The organism is Brenneria goodwinii, from assembly GCF_002291445.1.
GTDB classification, from domain to species: domain Bacteria; phylum Pseudomonadota; class Gammaproteobacteria; order Enterobacterales; family Enterobacteriaceae; genus Brenneria; species Brenneria goodwinii.
This window is the reverse complement of record NZ_CP014137.1, coordinates 3,411,700-3,436,086: the sequence shown is the minus strand read 5'-3', so window position 1 is coordinate 3,436,086 and position 24,387 is coordinate 3,411,700. Positions and strand designations below refer to the sequence as shown.

Genomic DNA, 24,387 nt, shown 5'->3' with positions numbered 1-24,387 from the left:
CGTGTTGACCAATCTCAATTTAGCGCCAGACATGGAACTGGCTGAAAAACTTTTTACTGCGCTGCGAGACTGCGGTTTCGACGGGCGCGGCATCACTCGCGATCCCTATGGCGCCGGCGAGCAGCGCGCGCACGAATTGATGGCTGCCGAGGCGCAACGCCTGGGGCTGACGGTGCAGCGCGATGCGGCGCTGAACCTCTATATCACCTATCCGGGCAGCGATCCGGAAGCGCCGGTGGTGATGACCGGCTCGCATCTGGATTCGGTACCGTGCGGCGGCAACTTCGATGGCGCCGCCGGTGTGGTGGCCGGTATGGCGATCCTCTCGGCATGGGTGAGCGCCGGGGTGCGGCCCCGACACAGAGTGTGCGTGATAGGTATCCGCGCCGAGGAAAGCGCGTGGTTTCCAGTGTCGTACGTGGGCAGCAAGGCGGCCTTCGGCATCCTGGAGCCTTCCGCGCTGCAGAGCCGCCGAGTGGATACGGGCGTGACGCTGGCCGAGCATTTGGAGCGCCTGGGCGGCGCACCGCAAAAGGTGGCGGCCGGACAGGGATATCTGCAGCCGGCGCAGATCGACAGTTTCATCGAACTGCACATCGAACAAGGCCCGGTACTGTTGGGCGGCGAAATTCCGCTCGGCGTGGTCAGCGGTATTTGCGGCAGCCTACGCTACCGCGAAGCGCAGGTGCTAGGACGTTATGCGCATTCCGGCGCCACCCCACGCCTGTTCCGTCAGGATGCGGTGGTGGCCTTCTCCGGGCTGGTGACGCGTCTGCAGCAGCGCTGGGCGGAGATGGAGGCGCAGGGCCATGAGTTGACGCTGACCCTGGGCAAGGTCAACACCGATGCGGTGCAGGCTGACTTCAGCAAGGTTTGCGGACAGGTACGCTTCTGTATCGACATCCGCTCACGCCACCCGGAAACGCTGCAGCACATGGACCGCAAGATCCATGCCGTGGTCAAGGAACTGGAGAGCGAATACGGCGTGAGCTTCGTGCTTGGCCCGCAGTCGGGCAGTCAGCCGGCGGTGATGGATGCCGCTCTGCAGGCGACGCTGAGCGATGCGGCGATGGCACTGAAGGCACCCTACCGGGTCATGCCCAGCGGCGCCGGCCACGATGCGGCGATCTTCGCTAACCGGGGAATCCCGACGGCGATGCTGTTCGTGCGCAACGCGCATGGCAGTCACAATCCGGAAGAAGCCCTGGACATGAACGATTTCCGCGATGCCGCTGATGCTCTCGGCCGGGTGTTGGCGCAGCGATCCGGCGCCAGTGTGGGCATGGTAAAGGAGATTATGTGATGAGTATCTGTGTAATCGCCCAGCCGATCCATCCGGTCGGCGGCGAACGACTCAAGGCGGCGGGCGTGAACGTGGTGTACCCCCGGGAGCCGGGCCTGGCCGCGTTGGCCGACGTGATCGGTACGGCTGATGCGGTAATCGTGCGCGACCATTTTCCGGCGCAGTTGATCGACGCGGCGCCGAACTTGAGAGTGATCGCCAACCATGGCACCGGCACCGACAAGATCGACGTCGCGTATGCTCATGCCGCAGGCATTCCGGTGGCGTACACGCCGGACGCCAATGTGCGTGCCGTGGCTGAGCATGCGTTGATGCTGATGCTCGCCACGGCACGCCGCGCGGCAGCAGCCGATGCGGCCACGCGCAGCGGGAACTGGCGTTTCAAGTACGACGTGGAGATGCTTTCGCTCTACGACAAGACGCTCGGCATTGTCGGCTGGGGGCGCACCGGGCGTTTACTCGCGCGGATGGCTGCGCAGGCGCTGGGCATGCGCGTGTTGGCGTGGTCGCCGCGCGCGGGTGACGACGAATTCGCGGCGTTCGGCGTACAGCGTATGGAAAGCCTTGAGGCGCTGCTGCGCGAGGCCGATGTCGTCTCGTTGCACCGCCCGCTGCGCGCCGATACGGCACGAACCCTGGATGCGGCCGCGCTGGCCTACATGAAACCGGATGCCATCGTGATCAACACCTCGCGCGGCGGCCTCATTGACGAGGCGGCGCTGGTCGCGGCCCTAAGTCGCGGGCGGCTCTTCGGCGCGGGCCTGGATGTGTTCGAGCACGAACCGCTGCCCACCGAATCGCCGCTGTGCGGGCTACCCAATGTGTTGCTTACGCCGCATGTGGCCGGCTCTTCGCGTGAGGCGCTGATCGCCACCGCGAGCCAGTGCGCGCAGCAGGTGATCGATGCGTTGCACGGACGCCAGCCGGCCAATTTGGTGGATGCCGGCATCTGGGCGCGGCGGCGCCAATCCAAATCCATGACACAAGGATAAGAATATGACTCCCTCCATCTTCACCCTTAGACAGGGGCATGCGCCGCTGCTCATCTCCATCCCTCACTGTGGGGAATATCTGCCGCCCGAGCTGGCCGCGCGCCTGAGTCCGCAGGCCCGCCGCGTGCCCGATACCGACTGGCACTTGCCGCGTCTCTACGAACTGGCCGCCGGGCTGGGCGCATCGGTGCTGCAGGCCAATTACTCGCGCTATGTGATTGATCTGAACCGCTCCTGCGACGGCAGCAACCTGTACCCGGGGCAGCACACCACTACGCTATGCCCGACTTTTACCTTCCACGACGAACCGATTTATGCCGACCCGGCCGATGAACCGGACGAGGTTGAGATCGCCACGCGCATCGAACAGTACTGGAAGCCTTATCACACGGCGCTACAGGAAGAGATCGCACGCCTGGTGGCGCAGCATGGACGGGTGCTGGTATGGGAGGCGCATTCCATTGAGAGCGAGTTGCCCATGCTCTTCGAGGGGGTGTTACCCACGCTCAACCTGGGGAACAACGGCGGGCTGTCCTGCGTGCCGGAGATCCTCGCAGCCACCGAAGCGGTGGCGCGCGGCAGCGGCCTGACGTGGTCGGCCAATGGGCGCTTCAAGGGCGGCTACATTACGCGCCACTATGCCGATCCGGCGCATGGCGTGCATCTGCTACAGCTGGAAATGGGGCGCTGCGCCTATATGGACGAGAGCGAACCTTGGAACTGGCGCGATGAGCCGGCTGAACGTACTCGCAAAATGCTGCGGCGCATGATGGACGCGGCGCTGGCGGCGCTGCCGGAACGAAGCGGGGAAGGGTTGCGCGATCTCGGAATGATCCGCCGGTTGGCGCGCGAGCAACGTCGCCTAGGCATTGGGCAGGTGGAGATCGGCTCCCAGGGTGAGCGGCTGAAGATCTGTATGGGCATGGCTCAGTCTTCCGCACCGGCAGCCGCCGTTGCGCACGGCTTCACGCTGCGCGCCAGCACGCTCGGCGTGCTGGAAGCGGGAGAGGCGCCGGTGCGCGCGGGGGATCGCGTGGCGGCCGGTCAGGTGCTGGCGCATGTTCTGCTTGATGATCGCCGCGTAGCGGTGCCTGCGCCGCTTGCCGGGCGCATCGCCGAAGTGCTGGTCGCGCCGGGCGCCCGTGTCGATTACGGCATGGCTTTATTCACCTTATTGCCGGAGGAAGACTGAAAATGCCGGTGGAATACAGTCGGGTTGAATCCCTGTTGCAATTGGTGGCCGAGGAAGGCATTGAGACGCTCGAACTTGAAACCACGCAGTTCTTCATCCGTATCCAGCGGCAGGCCGCCGAGCCGACCGCCATGCCGTTGGATACGGCACCGTCGGACCTGGGCGTTGCGGCGACGGACGTCCAGCAGGTGTGCGCGCCGGTTGATGGTGTTTTCTATCGTGCCGCCAGCGCCGGCGGTACGCCGCTGTGCGAGGTGGGCGGACGCGTGACGCATGGTGCGCCGCTGGGCATCATCGAAGCGATGAAGATCATGAACCAGATCATGGCCGATGGTGAGGGCTGTGTGGCCGAGGTGCTCGCAGCCGATGGTGAGATGGTGCGCCAAGGTCAACCGCTTTTCATCATTACGCGAGGATAGAGCATGTTCACGAGGATCCTGATTGCCAACCGGGGCGAGATCGCGCAGCGCATCCAGCGCGCCTGCCACAGTCTGGGCATCGAGACGGTGGCGGTGTTTTCCGAGGCCGACCGCGACGCGCTCTACGTGCGCCAGGCCGATGATGCAATCTGCATCGGACCGGCGGCACCGCGCCAGAGCTATCTGAAAGGCGATGTGTTGATTGCGGCGGCGCGCCTCACCGGCGCGCAAGCGATCCATCCCGGTTACGGCTTCCTCAGCGAGAATGCCGATTTCGCCGCGCAGGCGGAGGCGGCGGGGTTGGTCTTCATCGGCCCCGCTTCAGCCACCATCCGCACCATGGGCGACAAGGTGCTCGCCAAGCAGGCCATGCGGCAAGCAGGCGTGCCTTGCGTGCCGGGCGGCGAGGGGGTAATTGCCGGTACGGCCGAGGCGATCCTTGCCGAGGCGCGGCGTATCGGTTTCCCGCTGCTTATCAAGGCCGCCGCTGGCGGGGGCGGGCGCGGTATGCGCCGTGTGGATGACGAAGCCGGAGTGCTGGCGGCGGTGGATGTGACGCGAGCCGAGGCCGGCGCGGCCTTCGGCAATGCGGCGGTGTTCATGGAACGCTATCTGGCGCATCCTCGACATGTGGAGATCCAAGTGCTCGCCGATCATCACGGCAATGCGGTATGGCTGGGGGCGCGCGACTGTTCGATGCAGCGGCGCAATCAGAAGGTTATCGAGGAATCGCCGCCGCCCGGTATCGAGCCAGCCGTCATCGCGGCGATCGGCGAACGCTGCGTGCAGGCTTGCCGCATGCTGGGCTATCGCGGCGCAGGTACCTTCGAGTTCCTGTATGAGGAGGGAGATTTCTACTTCATTGAGATGAACACGCGCGTGCAGGTGGAGCATCCGGTCACCGAACTGACCGCCGATGTCGACATCGTGCTGGCGCAGATCCGTGTGGCCGCTGGCGAGCCGCTGCCATGGCTGCAGTCGGATATCCGCTGCAGCGGGCATGCCATTGAATGCCGCATCAACGCCGAACATCCGCTGAGCTTTATGCCTTCGCCGGGCACCCTGACGCATTGGGTGGCGCCGGGCGGGCCGGGTATTCGTGTCGACTCCCATGTGTTTGCGGGCTACACCGTGCCTTCATGTTACGACGCTATGATCGGCAAGATCATCGCCCATGGCGCGAGCCGGAAGGAGGCATTGGCGCGCATGCGCGTGGCGCTCGCTGAAACGCTGGTGGAGGGGATTGAGACGAATATCCCGCTGCACCGGCAACTCCTGGTGGACCCGGCGTTCTGCGCCGGTGGTCCCGACATCCACTATCTAGAGGGATGGCTGGCTTCCGCCGCCGCCGCCCTTATCCTCCCGGGATCCGGGACATTGCCCCCCGCCTGACGCCATGCGGGAAGCCAGACAACATTTGAATTGAAGGAAAAACGTATTATGAATCCGTTAGTAGAGAAATTTGCCAAGTTGGGAACCGATAACGCCCCAGGGCAGGAGGTTCGACAGGCCGCCGGCGATGTTGGTGGCATAGGCGACAAGCTAGAAGGCACGGCGGTGGACTTTTCGCATGGTGATGTGAACCCTACCGCCTTTGCCCCCACGCCGGGCGCCATCGAGGCCTTCGTGGCCGGTGAGGCCCGTGGCGGCAGTCAGGCTTATACGGAATATCGCGGCGACGGCGCATTGCGCGGTGTGCTGGCCGAGCGGCTGGCGGCTTTCACCGGCAAAGCGTTGGATGGCGCACGCGAGCTGATCCTCACCCCAGGCACGCAGGGCGCGCTGTTTCTGGCGATTGCCTCATGCGCGATGGCCGGCGACAAGGTGGCGATTATGCGTCCGGACTATTTCGCCAACCGCAAGCTGGTTGAATTCCTCGGTGCCGAGATCGTGCCGGTGGAGATGGATTACCTCAACGTCAGGGATGGCGCGGGCATCCGCCTTGATGAGCTGGAAGATGCCTTCAAGGCCGGCGCGAAGACTTTCCTGTTCTCCAACCCTAACAACCCCACCGGCGTGATTTACTCCGCCGCCGAAATCGCCCAGATCGCCGCGCTGGCTAACCGCTATGGCGCCACCGTGATCGTCGATCAACTCTATTCGCGCCTGCTGTATTCGGGCGTAAGCTATACGCATCTGCGTGCCGCTGATATCGATGCGGACAACGTGGTGACTATCATGGGTCCCTCGAAGACCGAATCGCTTTCCGGCTACCGTCTCGGCGTGGCCTTCGGCGCTGCGCACCTAATAGAGCGCATGGAAAAGTTGCAGGCCATCGTTTCGCTGCGCGCACCGGGCTATTCCCAAGCGGTGCTCAGCACCTGGTTCGCCGAGCCGGAAGGCTGGATGGATCAGCGCATCCGACTGCATCAGGCTATCCGCGACGATCTACTAGACGTCTTCCGCGCCGTGCCGGGCTTGACGGTGCGCACGCCGAAAGCGGGCAGCTACCTCTTCCCAAGGCTGCCCCGGCTGGCCGTGCCGCTGCATGATTTCGTACGCCACCTGCGCGCCCAGGCCGCCGTCACCGTTACCCCGGGTACTGAATTCAGCCCGCACCGCATCGATAGCATCCGTCTGAACTTTTCACAGAACCATGTCGCCGCCGTGCAAGCAGTGGAGCGGCTGGCCGAACTCATAGGGCGCTACCGCGCCTGAGCATCAGGAGATACGCAATGAGTATCAAGGCATTCAGCAGCGACCGCGCGCCGTTGCCCGCAGGCACTTACAGCATCGCGCTGCAGGCCGGTGAACTCGTCTTCCTCGCCGGACAGACGCCGCGCGACCGCGCCAACGTGCGCCATGGCGACAAGCCCTTCGCCTTCCAGGTCCGCATGACGCTGGACAATCTAGAGGCCGCCGCCAACGCCGCTGGCCTCTCGTTAAAGAACGCCGTCAAGGTCAGCGTGTTCCTCCGCAATCCCGCCGACGCCAAAGAATTCGACGGCATCTACGCGGAATACGTCGGCACTCCCCCGCCGGCCCGCACGCTGACGCAATCCAATCTGGTTGGCTTCGACATTGAGATTGACGCCATCCTATACCGCCCGGCTGAGTGAGCGGGTGGTGTGGAGGTGAAAGCGAAAACACCCCTGTGATGGGATAATGCCGGTCAGTGAAGCTGTTGACTGGCATTAGAACTGTTAGGCGTTTTTTCGTTTTTCACTGCGGGGTATCAATCGGGTGCGGCAAAATGAGTTCGCAGCGCATGTTGCAACGCGAGCAGCGGTACCGACGGGTGCGACTGTCCGGGATAGACCGTCAGAGTGACAAGTAAATTCGGCGAGCGCGCCTGCAGCGTCCACGCCAGCTCGCGGATGGTGTCCACCATTCGGCGCTGGTTACGATGCCGACGCAGTGCGACACGCTGTTCGTCAGGCAAGCCCAGTTCCCAGCGGTCAAGAGACTGTTCATATTCGCCCACCGACAGAGCGAGCCGCGCCGGTGTCGTCAGTTTCTGCGTCGCCAGGCGTGAAACGAACGCCTCGGCCTGGCGGACGATATAGCGGTCATTCCACCACACCGACGGGCTGGAAGCATAAAAATGCTGGAAGGTTTCGGGCTGATCGAACAGGGTATCGACGGCGAACAGGCCGCCGTAGGAATGGCCGAACAGCGACTCGCGCCGATGATCGACCGGATAGGACGCGGCAATGAACGGCTTCAGTTCGGTCTGAAGAAAATGGCGAAATCCGGCGGCGTTGCCCGCCATCCCAGCAGGATAGTAACCGCCCAGGGGATTGATTTCCTGTGTCTGATCAGCAACCGCGGGACGATAGTCGCGTTCGCGGCGGGTTGGGCCGTCGTAGTCAATCGCCACGATGATCCCCGGCGCCATGCCGCAGCGCGGGATGGCCAACGCCCTCATCACTGCCACCGCCGTCGGGAAATAGCGTTCGCCGTCTAGCAGGTAGATAAGCGGCCAGCCCGGCGCCGGCGCCGTCCCATCCGGGCAAAATGTCAGAATGCGGTAACGTCCGCACGCTGTCGAATCAAATAGCTCATCACGGGTATTACGCAACTGATACACATTGCCTCCTGCGCCGCGCGTTATTTTTTATTCTGTTGATTTAACGCCTGTTCGAAATCGGTAAAAATCCGGTGGGGGTAAAATACCCGCACCGGAAACGGTTAACCTTGCGGCTACGCGTCGAGCCGACGCACCGGCTGATTATCCCCGATTAGAAGTGGGTATTCACCGACATAAAGAACGTTCTGCCCGGTTCGTTATAGGTGGCGGCGCCGCCGGCGCCGATGAGAATGGCGCTGCAACTGCCATCGCCGGCTACTCTGCACCCGGCCGAGGCGTTGCCGCGACGGAACTGTCGTTTGTCGAACAGGTTATCCACCCCGCCGGTCACGCTGAGATACTTGTTGAACCGATAGGTGGAGCTCAGGCCGACGAGGGAGTACGGGCTGAGTTCGTTCAGTTCGTCACCCGAGGACGCGATACCGTGATAGTTATACTTCTTCGGTTTCTGCCGGCCGAACCAGGTTAGGTCGGCCAGGAAAGACAGATCCTCGGTCGCCTGCCAGCTCAGCGACGAGTTCAGCGTAAATTGCGGGGTAATGGATAGGTAATCCCCGGTGGTCTTGTTTTTCGAACGCAGCATCCAGGTGAGGTTGTTGTTCCACTGAACGGTTTCCGACAGCGGAATATTCACCGTGCCTTCCAGCCCTTCCACCACCGCCCGCGGAATATTTTCCCAGCGGTAGATATAGTGTCCGCTGCTGGTGCTGCCCACCGGCGTCGTACCGGCCTCGATCTTGTTGCGGTAGTCGTTGCGGAAGTAGGTGATGCCGGCCTGGTAGCCGTTGCGCCTAAATTCGACGCCGATCTCCTTATTGATGCTGTTCTCCGCCTTCAGATCCTCGTTACCCAGCAAATAGCATGGGGTGCTGTAGCCGTTAACCAGATAGCAACCCCCTCCATTGCTGGCGAGCAGATAGTTGGGGTTGAGCTGGTAGAGGTTGGGCGCTTTGTATGCGGCGGCGATGCCCATTTTCAGCGTGAAGTCGTCGCCCAATCCCTGCGACAGGTTGATCCCCGGACTCCAGTTACCGGCCGCCATCGAGTGGTAATCGAAGCGTAGCGCCGGCGTCAGCATGGTACTGGGGGTCAGTTCGATGTTGTCCTCGGCGAACAGTGAGAAGGTATGCGCGTCGATATTGCTGTCGCGGTTACTGCTGTCATAGCCCTCAATCGCGCCAACGGACGAAATGTCATAGGAGGTGGAGATCGGATCCTTCATGCGCTGATCCGATGCCTCTATGCCGAGAGTGGCGGTCTGGTTGAAATACGCCTTGAACGGGAGCGTGACCTCGCTATGGCCGATCAGGGTATCCAGCTTGATGGTGGCGAAGGAGCCTGCGGAGGAGAAAAGCCCTTCGGTGCCGCCGGCCAGTCCTTCCGTAATGCGGGTATTATGGGTACGTTCATATTGCAGATATGACATGGCGCTAACGCCGCTGTCCCAGTAGCCGCGATGCGTCACGGCAAAGTTCTGCCGGTATATGCGGTTGGTTTCCTTGCCGTAGTTGCTGGTGACATAGCCGGCGTAAACGCTGTCGGTGTAGTAACCGGCGTTCTGCACGTCGCCGGCGTAGATATTGCCCTGGCGGCTGACGCCGGCCTCAAACTCCAGCGATTGCTGTCTGGTGATATCCCAGCGCAGCAACGCATTAAGATCCTTGTTGCGCACGCCTTCGCGGCCGGCCGGCACGGAACCGGCATAGCCTGCCTGCCGCTCCGACATGTACGCCTTATTGATGTCGGCGGCATCCGCCTGCGTCTTATTGAGATTGCCGTACAGGCGCAGGCTCAGGCTATCGGTCAGGCCGCCCGACAGGCTGAAATCGGTACGCTTGGTGGCCCCTTCCGACTTATGTACCGGAACATTGAAATAGGCATTCCAACTGCCGTGCCACTCCTGCGACGGCTGCTTAGTGATGATATTCACCACTCCGCCGGCCGCCCCGTTGCCGTAGCGCGCCGCCGCCGGACCGCGCAGCACTTCGATACGCTCCACCATATCGGCCGGCACCCAGTTGGTGTCGCCGCGGGTATCGCGCTCGCCGCGCCAGCCATAACGAACGGCGTTGCGCGAAGTGACCGGCTTGCCGTCCACCAGAATCAGGGTGTTCTCCGGTCCCATGCCGCGGATATCGATCTGGCGGTTATTGCCGCGCTGTCCGCTGGTGGAGTTGCCTGTCAGGTTTACCCCCGGCATGGTGCGGATCAGCTCGGACAGATCGTTGGCCGGCGGCCGCTTGCTGATAGCTTCCTGGGTAATCACGGATACTCCCGGCGCCTGGCGAGTCTGCTCCGCGGCGGTCACTACTATCGTATCGGCGGAATCGTCGGTGGTATCCTGTGAGCTTTGCTCGGTGGCGGCATATGCCAGAAAAGCGGTTGTCAGACAGCCTAACCCGATAAGCGTCGCCGGGTAGTGTCGTGGTGGTAGTCTCATCATTAAAATCGCCCCGCATACGAATGTTCTGGAAGATGGCGGTTGTGACCATCAACAAAAAAAGTGTTATTGAGAAGCATTTGCATTATCGATTTGATTTGGTCATTGTTACATTTGTTTGCAGGTGTCGGGTTTGTGCAAACCGCAACTTGCTTTGTACAAACATCAAAATGGCGAGGGATAACCAGACAATTATCGGGGGAAATCATGCGAAACCATGATCCGCTGTCAAAATTCATCTATAAGAATCACATCGTTCAGCAGTCCGGGCTGATATCAAATAACTATCGTTTTTTCGGCCCAAGGGGGATTGACGATACGCCCGCGCTGTTCGGTAGTTTCAGCGTCGTTCAGTTGAACCCGCATCTGAATCTGCACATGGTCGATGTGATCAACCTGCACAATATGAAAACGCAGGCCATACCGAACGATGTGATCAAGTTGGCCATCGTGGTGAAAGGCGCGGCGCATGTCGCCTATGGCGAACGGCAAATGCATCTGGGAGAGCGTCAACCCTCCTTTCTGGTTTCTCTGACGGAACCCACGCTATCTACCCATATCGGCAAACAAGATGAATATGAACGAGCCATCATACTGACCTTCAGCCGTGAATGGCTGTATGGCAACCTGTTGGATAGCGTCAGCGACTGGCAGGCTATTTATGACTTTACGCAAACCCATCTCGCCACGCACTTATGGACGCCTTCGCGGCAGGCGCTGGCCATTGCCTGGCAGATATTGAATACGGGAACCTGCCATACGCCGCTGCAACGCCTGTATCTCGAAACGCAGTGTATGATCCTGATTATTGAGGCTTTCAGTTCGTTAACCGCCAGTAGCGAACAGGAAAAGACCCGTGGCGTCACGCTGCGCGGATATCACCGCATCCAGCAGGTACGGGACATGCTGGAAAGCGGTGCCGCCGACCAGCTTTCGATAGGCGAGATCGCGAAAAGCGTCAACATGAGCGAAAGTACGTTGCAACGGCATTTTCGTCAGGCATTTAACCTCACGGTGTTTGAATATCTGCGTAACTGCCGGTTACAGCGCGCCATGCTGGCGCTGCAAAAAGAAGGCATCGGCATTGCCCAGGCGGCAAGCATGGCGGGTTATAACAGCCCGGCGAATTTTTCCACGGCGCTGCGCCGCGTCTTCGGGGTTACCCCTAGACAGTTGAAGTCTCGCTTCTAATCGCGATTGCCGCATCAGATTAATTGCTCCGCCTTCCCAATTGCGCTGAACGCGCGGTCGATACACGACGTTGGCCGCGCCAGGAATATTCGTTCGTAGAGGATAAATATTTGCTATTTTGACAAACTACCCAAAGGGGTATCGAACGTATACCCTTGCGTAAGGCGACGTCAGAGAGTGCGAACGGCGCCGATAAATAGCAGCTAGGGAGAAAAAAATAACTTATGCGCGGGCAGATGATTCGGCTATTCGGGCAATTCCGTTCCATGCCGCAGAACGGAGATTGGCAAACGGCTATCGCGAGCGGGATCTATCGCGGCAAGCGTCTGGATCAACCGGAGATGGCGTTGGCTGACGTCGCGGGATTGATCGTCACAGTATCGGGATTGAAGCCATGAAGCTGGAACTCTCCGTGTCCGAAGCTCGTCGCATCGCGCTTACCGCCCAGGGTTTTAACGCCTTATCACGCGAAGGGAATATCAGCGCCGCGCAATTGCGCAAGTCGATCGACCGGCTTGGCCTGCTGCAAATCGACAGCGTGAATGTCCTTGTTCGCGCTCAATATCTCCCGCTTTTCTCGCGTCTGGGGTCATACGAACCAGCCGCCCTCGATGCGCTGGTTGCGACTAGGCCTAAGCGCTTTTTCGAATATTGGGGACACGAAGCGTCGCTGCTGCCTATCGACTGTCAACCTCTTCTGCGTTGGCGTATGGCGCGCGCGCGGCGCGGTAAGGACGTTTGGCGCCCGCTCGCAGCTTATGCCGGTGAGAAGCGGCCCGAGGCTGATGCCTTGCTCGATCGCATCAGGGCCGAGGGACCGCTGGCCGCCTCTGACGTGGCGGGCCGCCGCGCATCGAAAGGAATGTGGGTATGGAGCGACGCGAAGCACGCGCTTGAATGGTTGTTTTGGTCGGGGCTGGTTGTCGCGACACACCGTAAGGGTAACTTTGAGCGGGTGTATAATCTGCCCGAACGCGTGCTGCCTCGGGCGATCCTGGATCTGCCCACGCCCTCCGGCATCGACGCGCGGCGGAGGCTTCTTGCGCGTTCGGCTCAGGCGTTGGGGATCGCGACAGCGGACGATCTGCGCGACTATTACCGCATTCCCGCCGCGGACGCGCGACTGCCGATCGAACATTTGGTGGAGGAGGGCGCCATTATCCCCGTACGCGTGCGCGGCTGGCGGCAGCAGGCTTATTTACATAAGGACGCGCGCGCCGGGCGTAAGCTCGAAGGCGCGGCGCTGCTGTCGCCGTTTGATCCGCTCATCTGGCATCGTCCGCGAACGGAAAGATTATTCGGATTTCGCTACCGGCTCGAAATCTACACGCCCGCCCACAAGCGCGAGCATGGTTACTACGTTCTGCCTTTTCTGCTGGATGGCGCGCTTGTCGCGCGGGTGGATTTAAAGGCGGATCGCAAAGCGGGCGTGCTGATCGTCCAGAATGCGCACGTCGAACCGGGCGCGCCGTCATGCACGCTCGAACGGCTGCAGGAGGAACTGCGCCTGATGGCGTCATGGCTCGGGTTGCCGAACCTGGCGATTGCGCCGATCGAGACCATGGTCATCCCTTCATAAGGGGGCGTGGCGGGCTTACATAGGTAAGAAGATCGGTAAAGTCCAACGCCAAAATAAGACGAGGAGATAATTAATTCGCATGATGCGCGATTGCCGCAAACCGATGCCGTAATGCAGGGATGAGATTTAATGGATGTTGTTTTATGGGACTAAAATGAGGGTAATGGGGTTTCGCTACTGATGCAAGTTACGTATCTTTGTCTATTAAGCAATCCATATTGCTGCTGAAACAGAAAAAATAGCTATTGGAGTTCTGAATGATACGCCACATTTTATTGATAACTTTTACCGCGCAAGCCTCCGCCGCAGAAATCGAGCAGGTGAAAACGGCATTTCTGCAAATGCCTGAAAATATTGAGGGCGTGCAGGCGGTTGAGTGGGGATATAACGATAGTCCGGAAGGAAAAAATGCCGGTTTTACCCACTGCGTGATGATGACATTTCGCGACGAACAGGCGCGCCAGCGCTATTTACCGCATCCAAAGCACGATGAACTGAAAGCCATTTTCCGGCCGGTGCTAAGCGATATCATTGTGCTGGATTACCCGGTACTGTCGGATAATAGTCGCGTGCAAGGGTAGTAGTTTGGCAGGGGACAAGTGTCGGCGCTGAAAAGAGGCTTACTCATTTCCTGTTTTTGCATATAGTTGGTTTATTAATCTTTTATTCGAAATACTTATGGCGCTTGCCAGATAGCCAGTGCGGCTATTGTTCCTCTGATATTGAGGCCGGACAATAGTTATCTTGATTCACCCTATCGGAGACATTGTTACGATGGCGCGTTCTTCCGCTTGGTCATTTCCCTTATTTTCCTGGCTAACGCTGATATTGCCGCCTCTGTTTTGGGCCGGCAATTTTGTTGTCGGCCGAGCGGTGCGCCACGATCTGACGCCGATGACGCTCTCTTTCTGGCGTTGGGTGATCGCGCTGATCTGTCTGTTGCCGTTTGCATTTTGGGCGATGCGGCGTGACTGGCGGCGCTATTGGGAACTCCGTTGGCAGGTGCTGAGAGTGTCGGTGGTCGGGGTGGCTGCGTTCAACACTCTGATCTATGTGGGGCTGCGTACCACCACGGCCAACAATGCGTTGTTGCTCAATTCGCTGATCCCGCTGTTGATCGTCATGCTGGGAGCCTGCTTCTATCACCAACGGTTGAGGATGAGTCAGTACATAGGCTTAATCCTGTCATTTGCCGGTGTGCTGACTTTGGTTATGCATGGAAACTGGTCGCAGTGGCAGACGCTGGTTTTCGTTCCCGGCGACGCCATCGTGTTATCGGCCATGGTTTGCTGGGCACTTTATACGCTATGGTTGCGTCAATTGCCGGGCGATCTTGACCGGATAGGATTGATGGGCGTACAGATCGTGCTGGCGCTGGTTATGCTGCTGCCGTTTTATGTCGCTGAATATCGTTCCGGCCTGCGGGCAACCTGGGGCATCATGTCGTTTTCCGCATTGCTGTATGTCGGGATATTTCCTTCGGTCATCGCCTATCTGCTTTATACCCAGGCTATTAGTCGCTTTGGACCGGCGCGGGCGGGCTTGACCATTCACCTTATTCCGGTTTTTGGCGTGGTGTTGGCGGCATTGTTCCTTGGGGAACGGCTACATGCCTATCATGCCGCCGGTATTACCGCTATCGTTGCGGGTCTGATTTGCTCGAATATGAAGAGTAATCAAGAGAAAAGCGATTTCCCTTCAAAGGTAAAAGTTCAATCGAAAAAGTAACAATTTAACCACGTTGTATATGGCTGCGGGGATATCTCAACGGTATCCCTGACGATGGCCCTCCACGTTGTTGTCTGTGATGTCTGCCGGTGCCCACTGATTCTTATTGTATATAACTATTTGTTTATAAAATATTTTTTATAATATTGTCGCTAATTCGTCGTCATTCCCCCGTATATCCCGCCCTAACGAAATTCTTACATTGTGGAGAAAATGTGAGGTTTTTTGCGGCGTATATACAATGATAATCATTCTTATTATCATAATTTTTCTTGCAATCATGTGCATAGATGGGGATAAACTTAATGAGTGTAACAAGTGCTTACATCAAACGACCATTGGCCGTACTTTTAGCAGGGATTTTGGGCAGCCATGCTTACGCGGCGGAAGAGACGCAAGAAGACGTTATGGTTGTTCAGGCGACGGCCGAAGAAGCGTTAAAACAGCAGCCCGGCGTTTCCATCATCACCAAAGAAGATATTGAAAAAGAGCCACCGGTTAACGACCTGTCGGATATTATCCGCAAGATGCCCGGCGTCAACCTGACCGGCAACAGCGCCTCCGGCAGCCGGGGCAATAACCGCCAGATCGATATCCGCGGTATGGGGCCGGAGAATACCTTGATTCTGATCGACGGCAAGCCGGTCACTTCGCGCAACGCCGTGCGTTATAGCTGGCGAGGGGAAAGGGATACCCGCGGCGATACCAACTGGGTGCCGGTGGAAATGGTCGAGCGCATTGAAGTGCTGCGCGGTCCGGCCGCTGCTCGCTATGGCTCCGGCGCCGCGGGCGGCGTGGTGAATATTATTACCAAACGCCCCACCAACGACTGGCACGGCTCATTCTCTCTCTATACCAACCAGCCGGAAGACGATAAAGAAGGCGCCACCAAACGGGCCAACTTCAGCCTCAATGGCCCACTGATCGACGACGTGCTGACCATGCGTCTGTACGGCAATATCAACAAAACCGACGCCGACGCCTTTGATATCAACACCCAGGAGAACGGCTCTTATGCCGCCGGGCGCGAAGGGGTGCGCAATAAAGATATCAATACGTTGCTGTCGTGGAAAATTAATCCGCAGCAGATGTTGGATTTCGAATATGGCTACAGCCGCCAGGGCAATATCTACTCTGGGGATACGCAGTACAGCAACGCTAATCTCAGCACGCTGGTGCCGACGCTGTATGGTGCGGAAACCAACCGTATGTATCGCCAGAACTACGGCATTACTCATAACGGCATCTGGGACTGGGGTCAGTCGCGTCTGGGGTTATACTATGAGAAAACCAATAATACGCGTTTGAAAGAAGGTTCTACCGGACGCGTTGAGGGGATGATCAACAGTAACGAGTACGCCACCAGCCGGCTGGAAAACTATAAGGCCAACGGCGAGCTGAATATACCGTTCCACTTGGGCGTGGAGCAGACCGCCACTCTGGGCGCGGAATGGAACCGTGAGCAGTTGAATGACCCGGCGTCAATGACCGCGACCAGTGTGCCCACCGTTGACGTTGGTGATGTGTCGGGCGATCCGTCCAAACGCAGCACGAAAAACAGCGCGGAACTCAGCGCGCTCTATTTTGAGGATAATATCGAGGCTGCTCCCGGCACCAATATCATTCCAGGACTTCGTTTCGATTATCACAGCAAATTCGGCGCCAACTGGAGTCCCAGCCTGAATGCCTCTCAGGAACTGGGCGAATATTTCAAGCTGAAAGCGGGCATCGCCCGGGTGTTCAAAGCGCCTAACCTGTATCAATCCAGCATGGGATATCTGCTGCGTACCAATGGTAACGGCTGCCCTTCGAATATTTTAAACGGCGCCTGCTATCTGCTTGGCAACGACGATCTAGATCCGGAAGTCAGCGTCAATAAGGAAATCGGTCTGTCATTCAGCAACAACGGCTACGATGCCGGCATTACCTATTTCCGTAATGATTACAAGAATAAAATTGTTGCCGGTACGGAAATTATCGGCACGGTGAGCAGTGATAATAACGCTAACATTCTGCAATGGGAAAACGGCGGAAAAGCGCTGGTGGAAGGGCTGGAAGCCAATCTGACGGTGCCGCTGGTGCGTGATACGCTGGACTGGCGCACCAATGCCACTTATATGATCACCTCCGAGTTTAAGGATACGGGTAATCCGCTGTCCGTGATTCCCAAATACACCATCAATACCATGCTGGATTGGCAGGTTACTGAAAAACTGTCCACCAATGTGGCCTGGACCATGTACGGTCGTCAGAAACCGCGCGAATATCCAGACATTCGTAATGAGAACGGTAGCCTGTCTACCAATGTAATCGGCGCTTATTCCGTGGTAGGCGTTGGGCTGAACTATGACGTGATTAAAAACGTGCGCATCAATGCAGGCATCAGCAACCTGCTCGACAAGCGCGTCTATCGCGAAAATGAAGGGGCATCGACCTATAACGAGCCAGGAAGAGCTTATTATGCCGGCGTAACCTACAACTTCTAATCTTTTTGTTGTAATCCCTATGCCCGGAGTTATCCGGGCATAGTCGATCATCTCAACGAGTCCAGAAACGGCTCTTATTGAAAATCACGCCAGATAGCGATTGAACCAGGTGATGGTACGAGCCCAAGCCAGATCGGCGGCGGCTTTATCATAGCGTGGCGTCGAATCATTATGGAAACCGTGATTCACACCCGGATAAATGTGGGCTTCATAAGTTTTGCCTGCCGCTTTCAGCGCTTCTTCATAGGCCGGCCAGCCTTCATTGATACGGGTATCCAATTCTGCGTAGTGGATCAGCAGCGGGGCTTTGATTTTGGGTACGTCTTCCGCATTAGCCTGGCGTCCATAGAAAGGCACTGCCGCCGCCAGTTCGGGAAACGCGACCGCCGCCGCATTTGATACGCCGCCGCCATAACAGAAGCCGGTGATGCCCACTTTGCCGGTGGTAGCCGGGTGATGCATCAGGAAGTCGATCGCGGCGAAAAAGTCATTCATCAGCTTGGTGGGATCGACCTGCTGTTGCAGCTCGCGTCCTTTATCATCATTACCGGGATAACCGCCTACCGAACTCAACCCATCGGGCGCCAGGGCAATGAAGCCGGCTTTCGCCACCCGGCGAGCCACGTCTTCTATATAGGGATTCAATCCGCGATTCTCATGCACCACCACAACCGCTGGAATCTTGCCGGTTACCCCGGCCGGACGCACAAAATATCCACGTACTTCGCCGTGACCGGAAGGCGAGGGATAATTGATATATTCGGGGATGATGGAGGGATCGGTGAATTCAACCTGTTGCGCCAGCGCGTAATTAGGGCTCATCAAACTTAGCAGCGTCATGCCGGTCATTCCGCCGATGGCAAACTTCGCCGCCATGGAGACAAATTCGCGTTTGGTGATCTTGCCGTGTGCATAGTAATCGTACAGCTCAAGCAATTCTGGCGAAAAATCTTTCGCGGTCATTCGTGTCATAACCGACCCTCCATACTTGAGTTAATAAGAGGTTAATGATAGGTAATATATAAGTGATGCAGCTTAGAAAGATAGCACGGGTTATTGGTATCGGCTAGAGAAGGGCGGCTTAGGTTCTCCACGATCGGCATGATTTTACAATGAATTACATTCGCGTATTTCAGCGGGCGGAAAAGGTTGCCGTTATTCCTCTTCCCGTTCGTCGTTGAGTTATTCCAGTACGCTATAAGCTACCGGGCAAAACAGTGCGTTGATGCTTTTATCTCGCCCAATAGAGGTGGCGCCCCATACCCGCCTGCTGCCGATTTAATAGCATCCGCATCCCCGCGCGAACCGGCTTGTTTTATTCTGTTTGCGGTAATGCTCAGGCCACTTCGCGCAGGGTCATCTTATCTAACTGTAGGCCAATCGTGCGACCGGCGGAGTAAAGGTCGTCTACGGAACGGTTTAAGACATCCACAAAAAGTTCAATCTCCTGCACGCTGACGCGATAGCGAATGACGTTTCCCAACAGGCTGTGGCTGAGGATTGTTGCGGCCACGCCCTGTTCCGGCGGGCAGAAAACGATGGATTCCGGGCGGATGGCGACCTGACTGCGGCAGTGCCGGCCCGTCAACCGGGTGGCTTCTTCGGCCGTCAGCAGGTTGTAGTTGCCGATAAAACCCGCCGCAAACAGATCCGCCGGTTGCGTATACAGCGATACGGCATTGCCGCTTTGTACGATTTTACCCTTGTTCATCAACACGATACGATCGGACATCGTTAGCGCTTCTTCCTGATCGTGGGTAACGAAAATGGTGGTAAGATTCAGTTCCTGCTGAATGCGCCGGATCTGATCGCGCAAGTGCCGACGAATGCGCGCATCCAATGCGGAAAGGGGTTCATCCAGCAGCAGCAGGCGCGGTTGCGTTACCAGAGAACGGGCCAGGGCGACGCGCTGGCACTGACCGCCGGAAAGCTGGTGCGGGTAGCGTTTGCTGTAGTCGTTGAGTTCGACCAGAGCCAGCACGTCGCCCACACGCCGACGAACCTCTTGCGCCGGGAGTTTCTGCATTTTGAGGCCAAACGCGACATTGCCTTCAACCGTCATGTTCGGGAATAGCGCATAACTCTGGAACACCATGCCAATGGCGCGCTTTTGCGGCGTCAGCGGCACAATATCCTGTCCTTGCAGCACAATCTGCCCGCTGTCCACCGACGTCAGTCCGGCCAGACAACGCAGCAGCGTCGATTTACCGCAGCCGCTTGGCCCCAACAAAGTAACCAGTTCGCCTTCGTCCGCGGTGAAATCGATCTGTTGGAAGATCGATGTTGCGCCATAGCTTTTATTGAGTTGTTTGACGTTCAGGTAAGACATGCTCAGTCCCTCCCTCGGTTAAGGATATTGGCCAGCCAGGTGACGATGAGAACCACGAAGAAGTAGGAGATCACCAACGCGCTGCTAAAATGGCCGCTGCCGTTGCGCAAGTTATAGAGATAAACCTGTAAAGTTTCATAGCTGGTGCCGACTAACAGGTTAGCAAATACAAACTCACCTATCAGAAATGAGAAGGACAGCAGTACCGCAATGCTGGCTCCCTTGCGTAAATTGGGCAGCACCACCAGCAGCGCCGCCTGCCAGGTGCTGGCGCCCAGCAGATGTGCGGCATCAATCAGCTCTCTGAGGTTAATCGCCTGAATATTATTGACAATGGCGCGGTAGATGAACGGCAGAGCGATAGTGAAGTAACAGCCAATCAGGATCCACGGCGTACCGGTAATCATAAACGGATGCGACGAATAGAGTTGCAGCAGGCCAACGGAAGAGACTACCGGCGGTATGGCGAACGGCAGTAGGATCAGAATATTCATTACCGCATCAAGCCGTGGGAAATAGTAAGCGATTACAAACATCGCCGGCAGCACCAGCAGCAGGGAAAACACCAGCGCGCCAAAGCAGATCAGCATAGAGTGCCCCAGCGCCGCCAGAAAACGGGGATCGCTCCATAATGCTTTCATCCACTTCAGGGTAAAGCCGCTGGGGAGCAAGGTCGTTCCCCACTCGGTGGCTAACGCATACAGCAGCGTCGCCAGCAACGGCAGCGCCAGAATAAGGAAAACCAGCCAGACCATTACGCGATGGTAGATGCGTTCATTGCGTGACATCGTTTTCTCCCGCGATAGAGGTGACTCCCCGAACAGGGATTGCTTGCGTTACGCCATCGTTTTCCATTCCGCGGCCGTTATCTGACATGTTGGTAGCCCCGCCGCACCAGCCATTGGTGAATCACGGTGATGATGGACATCAACACCACCAGTAGCATCGCCAGCGCGGCGCCCATATTGGGATCAAGGAAAATATCGCCGGCCACCAGCGCGGCGATCCGCACCGGGATGACGTTGAAGTTCCCGGTCGTCAGCGCATAGATGGTGGCGTAGGCGCCGAGCGCGTTGGCTAATAAAATGACAAAAGTGCCGATGAGGGCCGGCGCCAGAATCGGCAAACCAATATGCAACCAGTAACGTAAGCGGCTGGCGCCTAACAGCGCGGCGGATTCCTGCCATTCACGCTTGAGTCCGTCAAAAGCCGGATACAGCAACAGCAGACCCAGCGGGATCTGGAACCAGGTGTAAACGATGATCAGACCGTTGGTCGAATAGAGATTAAAGCCTTCCAGCAGCTGATATTTTTTCAACAGCAGCGTCAAACAACCGTTCAAGCCAAGCAGGATGACGAAGGCAAACGCCAGGGGGACGCCGGCAAAATTGCTGGTCATGTTGGTGAAGGACATAAAGAAGCGATGCAGTCGGCCTTCGCCAAGCTGATGTAATGAGTAACCGCCAAGCAATGCGATAATTAAACCGTAACAACTAGACCAGAAAGAAATATTCAGCGACAGGCGGATCGCCTGCTGATAAAAAGGCGAGGTCAGGATATCGATATAGTTATCCCATCCCCAGGTTTGGTTCATCTCGCTGTAAAAGCTGTTAATCGCGATCCATACCAGCGGCGCTATCTGAAAGGCGATGTAGAACAGCGCGAAAGGCAGCAGAAACAGTAGCGCTATCCATTTGCCTCTCTTCATATATTCTCCTGGTTTTTTGCGATGTTAAGGAGTGAATGACAAGCTGGTTTATCATGCGCGACGGCCAGAATTTCACACAAGGTGCCGCATAATTCGGTTTGTTGCGGTCTGGCGTCCGCCCGCAGCGAGAAGGCGTCGCCAAAGACAAACAGCGGCACCTGCGTTTCTTCAGGAAGAATCCCGCCGTGGCTGCGATCGTCATTCATGCCGTGATCGGCGGTGACGATGATCTGATAGCCTTCCTCCAGCCAGCCTGGCATCCAGCGTGAAAGATAACCGTCCGCCATTCTGGCGCGGTTGCGATACTGCGACGAAGAAAACCCGTGCCGGTGCCCGCTGTCATCAATATTCATCGGATGAATCAACAGAAAATCCGGTTGGTAACGCAGACGCAGGCTTTCCGCGTCTTCAAAAAGGTGCGAATCCGGATAGCTGTCGTCATGATAAAAATGGCCGTACTGAATGGGGAGCGACGGCGCTTCCGTATGACGATCGAGGGCAGGTTCAAACGGCGTTCGGTTATAAAGCTCGCTAACCCAATGATATGCCGCCGCCGCGGTCGTGAGACCGGCATCACGCGCATAGTGAAACAGGCTGCGTTCCTTGCTCAGCCTGCTGACGCCGTTATGAATAATGCCGCTTCTTACCGGCGTCACACCGGTAAGAATGCACTCGTATAACGGACGCGATAAGGAAGGTAATTCGCAGGTCATCTGATAAAGCCGACCGCGCCCCATCGCGCATTCGGCCTGTAAATAGCCCATGGCGTCACGGGCGACCGGGAAATTAAGGCCGTCCAGTATCACCAGAATACTTTTCATCGCAACACTCCGTTACCGCTTACTGATGCATATTGATAATCACGTTCTCCTGCCACTGACGCGGCAACAGTTTCGAGGTTTTTTCCCAGGCTTCCTGATCGGCGATAGGACGGGCATTCTTGTATTGTTCGGCCGGCAGCAGTTTTTCCTGGATATCCGCCGGTACCGTCAGGAACTCGGCACGGATTGGCCGGGCATATCCCTTCGCCAGATTCAGCTGCCCCGCGTCGGAGAAAATGTATTCGCGCGCCAGTTTGGCTGCGTTCGGGTGCTTGGCATATTTGTTGATGATGGTGGTATAGCCGGAAGTCACCGAACCATCGGAAGGGATCACGACATCAAAACGGGATTTATCAATTTGATCGCGGTAATTCAGCGCGTTGAAGTCCCACATTACCGCTACCTGAATTTCGCCTTTCTCAAGATTTGCAATCACCGGATTGGTCACGCCCAATCGTCCGGCTTTGGCCAGCTCGCCAAAGAAGTCCAGCGCCGGTTTTATATTTTTCTCATCTCCGCCTAACGCATAGCTGGCGGCCAGCACGCCGTTTACCGCTTGCGCCGCCGTGCTGACATCGCCGATGGTGACGACATACTTACCGTTTTTCAGATCGGCCCAACTGCGCGGCGCATCTTTAACCTGTTGTTTATTGATGATAAAGGCAATGGTGCCGGTGTAGGCTAACGCCCAATGGCCATCTTTATCTTTCGCCCAGTCAGGGATCTGATCCCAGGTGCTGGGTTTATAGGGTTGGGTGACGCCTTTCTGTACGGCAATCGGGCCGAATGACGCGCCGACATCACCGATATCGGCGCTGGCGTTATTTTTCTCCGCATCAAATTTGGCGATTTCCTGTGCCGATGACATATCGGTATCGCTGTGCTTTAAACCGTATTTGCTGCTGAGATCGTCCCAGGTATCTTTCCAGTTGGCCCAGCTATCGGGCATACCGACGCTATTTACCTGACCTTCGCCGCGGGCGGCTTGTTCCAGTGCGGCAATATCGGTATCGGCGGCCCAGGCGGTGGGCAGAGAGAGGACAATGGCGCTGGCTAACACAGATGCAAACAAAGATTTCATAGCTGATGCTCCTGATGATAGAGTGATGACGGCGCTGGACTAGACCAGATTCCAGCAAGAAACGAGCCAAGTTAACATCATGGTATGAAGGTGAGATGACAGCCTTGTAAATACGGCGTCTTGTTGCCGGCGCGGCATGGCATAGGGTGAAGCATGGGCATGCGCCGCCGTTCGAGGATGGTGCAGTAGCGCCCTAAAATGAGGCTTAAGTGGTCAATGAAAGTGATAGCGAAAACCGTTGACGTGATTTGTCAGTCGTTGAGCGAGCGTATTCGGAGAGGGGATTTTGCCGAACAAGGGCGTTTGCCTTCGGAACGTGCGCTGAGCGATCAGTTTTCGACGACGCGCATCACATTACGTGAAGCGTTGGGACAGTTGGAATCTCAGGGAATGATCTACCGCGAACTGCGGCGGGGATGGTTTATTGCGCCGCCTCGTTTTATCTATAATCCACTGCATCGTAGCCATTTTCATGCGATGGCCAAATTGCAGGGGCGCGCCGCGCAAACCGAAGTGCTGGATGCGCAACGGGTAAAAGTTAACGCGGCGTTGGCGCAGCATTTGGCGATGCGCGAAGGCGAAGAGGTTTACCGCATTCGCCGCCTGCGGCGTATTGACGGCAGAGCGGTGCTTTATGTGGAGCACTATCTCAATCCGCACTATTTTCCCGACTTGCTCGATTTTGATTTAACCCAGTCGCTGACCGATCTTTACCGCGAACGCTACGGTATTCGCTATGGGCGCGTTCGTTTCACCATGTTGCCCACGCCGATGCCGCAATTCGCCGCGCCTACGTTGAAAATTGCACCCGGCAGCCCGGCGCTGTTTATTACCCGGATCAATCGCGATCAGCACGATCGTATTATCGATTGCGACTGTGAGTATTGGCGTTACGACGCGCTATATATTGATATTGAAGCAAAAGGGCTGGACTCCCCAGCCAGGTGATATTCCTCTGCGCCCATTTCTCGAAACGCGGGTTAATCGTCTACCCTTTAGGAGATGTCGCCGCTTTATCAAAGGTGTATGATCGATAAAAGATACCGAATACAACAAGTGACATAAATGATTTCTATCGCATAACCTAT

Annotated in this window: 22 protein-coding genes; 14 read left to right on the top strand and 8 right to left on the bottom strand. The window is 57.3% G+C overall.

Features of this window, described 5'->3' with window-relative positions; genetic code table 11:
- Position 1 precedes the first annotated feature (1 nt).
- From ACN28R_RS15215 to ACN28R_RS15185, 7 genes are read left to right on the top strand one after another with little or no spacing between them, the layout of a single operon-like run.
- Positions 2-1,303: a Zn-dependent hydrolase gene (locus ACN28R_RS15215; protein ID WP_220701103.1), complete on the top strand. Its 1,302-nt coding sequence runs from the start codon at positions 2-4 to the stop codon at positions 1,301-1,303.
- Positions 1,303-2,295, top strand: coding sequence for a hydroxyacid dehydrogenase (locus tag ACN28R_RS15210; protein ID WP_048636203.1), 993 nt, complete (start codon positions 1,303-1,305; stop codon positions 2,293-2,295). Before ACN28R_RS15215 ends, ACN28R_RS15210 begins: the two co-directional genes overlap by 1 nt.
- A gap of 4 nt (positions 2,296-2,299) precedes the next feature.
- The gene (hutG, locus tag ACN28R_RS15205; protein ID WP_095834851.1) at positions 2,300-3,487 is read left to right on the top strand and encodes an N-formylglutamate deformylase; all 1,188 of its coding nucleotides are present in this window, start codon (positions 2,300-2,302) and stop codon (positions 3,485-3,487) included.
- A 2-nt stretch (positions 3,488-3,489) separates the two neighbouring features.
- A complete protein-coding gene (locus ACN28R_RS15200; protein ID WP_053085504.1) occupies positions 3,490-3,906 on the top strand; it encodes an acetyl-CoA carboxylase biotin carboxyl carrier protein in 417 nt (138 codons plus the stop codon).
- Positions 3,907-3,909: 3 nt separating this feature from the next.
- Positions 3,910-5,298 carry an acetyl-CoA carboxylase biotin carboxylase subunit gene (gene accC, locus ACN28R_RS15195; protein ID WP_095834850.1) on the top strand — a complete coding sequence of 463 codons (1,389 nt, stop codon included), beginning with the start codon at positions 3,910-3,912 and terminating at the stop codon, positions 5,296-5,298.
- Between the two features lie 48 nt (positions 5,299-5,346).
- Positions 5,347-6,564, top strand: a complete 1,218-nt coding sequence (locus tag ACN28R_RS15190; RefSeq protein WP_095834849.1) for a pyridoxal phosphate-dependent aminotransferase — start codon at positions 5,347-5,349, stop codon at positions 6,562-6,564.
- Between the two features lie 17 nt (positions 6,565-6,581).
- Positions 6,582-6,965, top strand: coding sequence for a RidA family protein (locus ACN28R_RS15185; RefSeq protein WP_048636200.1), 384 nt, complete (start codon positions 6,582-6,584; stop codon positions 6,963-6,965).
- Between the two features lie 116 nt (positions 6,966-7,081).
- On the opposite strand, the gene ACN28R_RS15180 is transcribed toward ACN28R_RS15185, so the two are convergent.
- Both ACN28R_RS15180 and ACN28R_RS15175 read right to left on the bottom strand, forming a co-directional pair.
- Entirely contained in the window at positions 7,082-7,936 is an 855-nt protein-coding gene (locus ACN28R_RS15180) for an alpha/beta hydrolase (protein WP_095834848.1), read from the bottom strand.
- Positions 7,937-8,087: 151 nt separating this feature from the next.
- Positions 8,088-10,376 (bottom strand): TonB-dependent siderophore receptor, encoded by a 2,289-nt coding sequence (locus ACN28R_RS15175; protein ID WP_145957998.1) that lies wholly within the window; start codon positions 10,374-10,376, stop codon positions 8,088-8,090.
- 207 nt (positions 10,377-10,583) lie between these two features.
- On the opposite strand from ACN28R_RS15175, the gene ACN28R_RS15170 reads away from it, so the two are divergent.
- From ACN28R_RS15170 to ACN28R_RS15145, 6 genes are all read left to right on the top strand, one after another.
- Entirely contained in the window at positions 10,584-11,567 is a 984-nt protein-coding gene (locus ACN28R_RS15170) for a helix-turn-helix transcriptional regulator (protein ID WP_048636198.1), read from the top strand.
- A gap of 236 nt (positions 11,568-11,803) precedes the next feature.
- The gene (locus ACN28R_RS15165) at positions 11,804-11,965 is read left to right on the top strand and encodes a hypothetical protein (protein ID WP_186364034.1); all 162 of its coding nucleotides are present in this window, start codon (positions 11,804-11,806) and stop codon (positions 11,963-11,965) included.
- Positions 11,962-13,146 (top strand): winged helix-turn-helix domain-containing protein, encoded by a 1,185-nt coding sequence (locus ACN28R_RS15160; protein WP_095834846.1) that lies wholly within the window; start codon positions 11,962-11,964, stop codon positions 13,144-13,146. Before ACN28R_RS15165 ends, ACN28R_RS15160 begins: the two co-directional genes overlap by 4 nt.
- 257 nt (positions 13,147-13,403) lie before the next feature.
- Entirely contained in the window at positions 13,404-13,727 is a 324-nt protein-coding gene (locus ACN28R_RS15155; protein ID WP_095834845.1) for a Dabb family protein, read from the top strand.
- 193 nt (positions 13,728-13,920) lie between these two features.
- A complete protein-coding gene (locus ACN28R_RS15150) occupies positions 13,921-14,874 on the top strand; it encodes a DMT family transporter (protein ID WP_095834844.1) in 954 nt (317 codons plus the stop codon).
- A gap of 305 nt (positions 14,875-15,179) precedes the next feature.
- Entirely contained in the window at positions 15,180-17,360 is a 2,181-nt protein-coding gene (locus ACN28R_RS15145; RefSeq protein WP_095834843.1) for a TonB-dependent siderophore receptor, read from the top strand.
- An 84-nt stretch (positions 17,361-17,444) separates the two neighbouring features.
- Here the strand turns inward: ACN28R_RS15145 and yghX are convergent, their stop codons facing one another.
- From yghX to ACN28R_RS15115, 6 genes are all read right to left on the bottom strand, one after another.
- Positions 17,445-18,332: a YghX family hydrolase gene (yghX, locus tag ACN28R_RS15140; protein WP_095834842.1), complete on the bottom strand. Its 888-nt coding sequence runs from the start codon at positions 18,330-18,332 to the stop codon at positions 17,445-17,447.
- A 364-nt stretch (positions 18,333-18,696) separates the two neighbouring features.
- The gene (locus tag ACN28R_RS15135) at positions 18,697-19,689 is read right to left on the bottom strand and encodes an ABC transporter ATP-binding protein (RefSeq protein WP_095834841.1); all 993 of its coding nucleotides are present in this window, start codon (positions 19,687-19,689) and stop codon (positions 18,697-18,699) included.
- Positions 19,690-19,691: 2 nt separating this feature from the next.
- Positions 19,692-20,477 (bottom strand): ABC transporter permease, encoded by a 786-nt coding sequence (locus ACN28R_RS15130; protein ID WP_095834840.1) that lies wholly within the window; start codon positions 20,475-20,477, stop codon positions 19,692-19,694.
- 77 nt (positions 20,478-20,554) lie between these two features.
- The gene (locus ACN28R_RS15125) at positions 20,555-21,397 is read right to left on the bottom strand and encodes an ABC transporter permease (RefSeq protein WP_095834839.1); all 843 of its coding nucleotides are present in this window, start codon (positions 21,395-21,397) and stop codon (positions 20,555-20,557) included.
- A complete protein-coding gene (locus ACN28R_RS15120) occupies positions 21,394-22,218 on the bottom strand; it encodes an alkaline phosphatase family protein (RefSeq protein WP_095834838.1) in 825 nt (274 codons plus the stop codon). The genes ACN28R_RS15125 and ACN28R_RS15120 overlap by 4 nt, the downstream gene beginning before the upstream one ends.
- Before the next feature lie 19 nt (positions 22,219-22,237).
- A complete protein-coding gene (locus tag ACN28R_RS15115) occupies positions 22,238-23,299 on the bottom strand; it encodes an ABC transporter substrate-binding protein (protein WP_095834837.1) in 1,062 nt (353 codons plus the stop codon).
- 216 nt (positions 23,300-23,515) lie between these two features.
- On the opposite strand from ACN28R_RS15115, the gene ACN28R_RS15110 reads away from it, so the two are divergent.
- Positions 23,516-24,247 (top strand): UTRA domain-containing protein, encoded by a 732-nt coding sequence (locus tag ACN28R_RS15110; protein ID WP_048636187.1) that lies wholly within the window; start codon positions 23,516-23,518, stop codon positions 24,245-24,247.
- Positions 24,248-24,387: the final 140 nt, after the last annotated feature.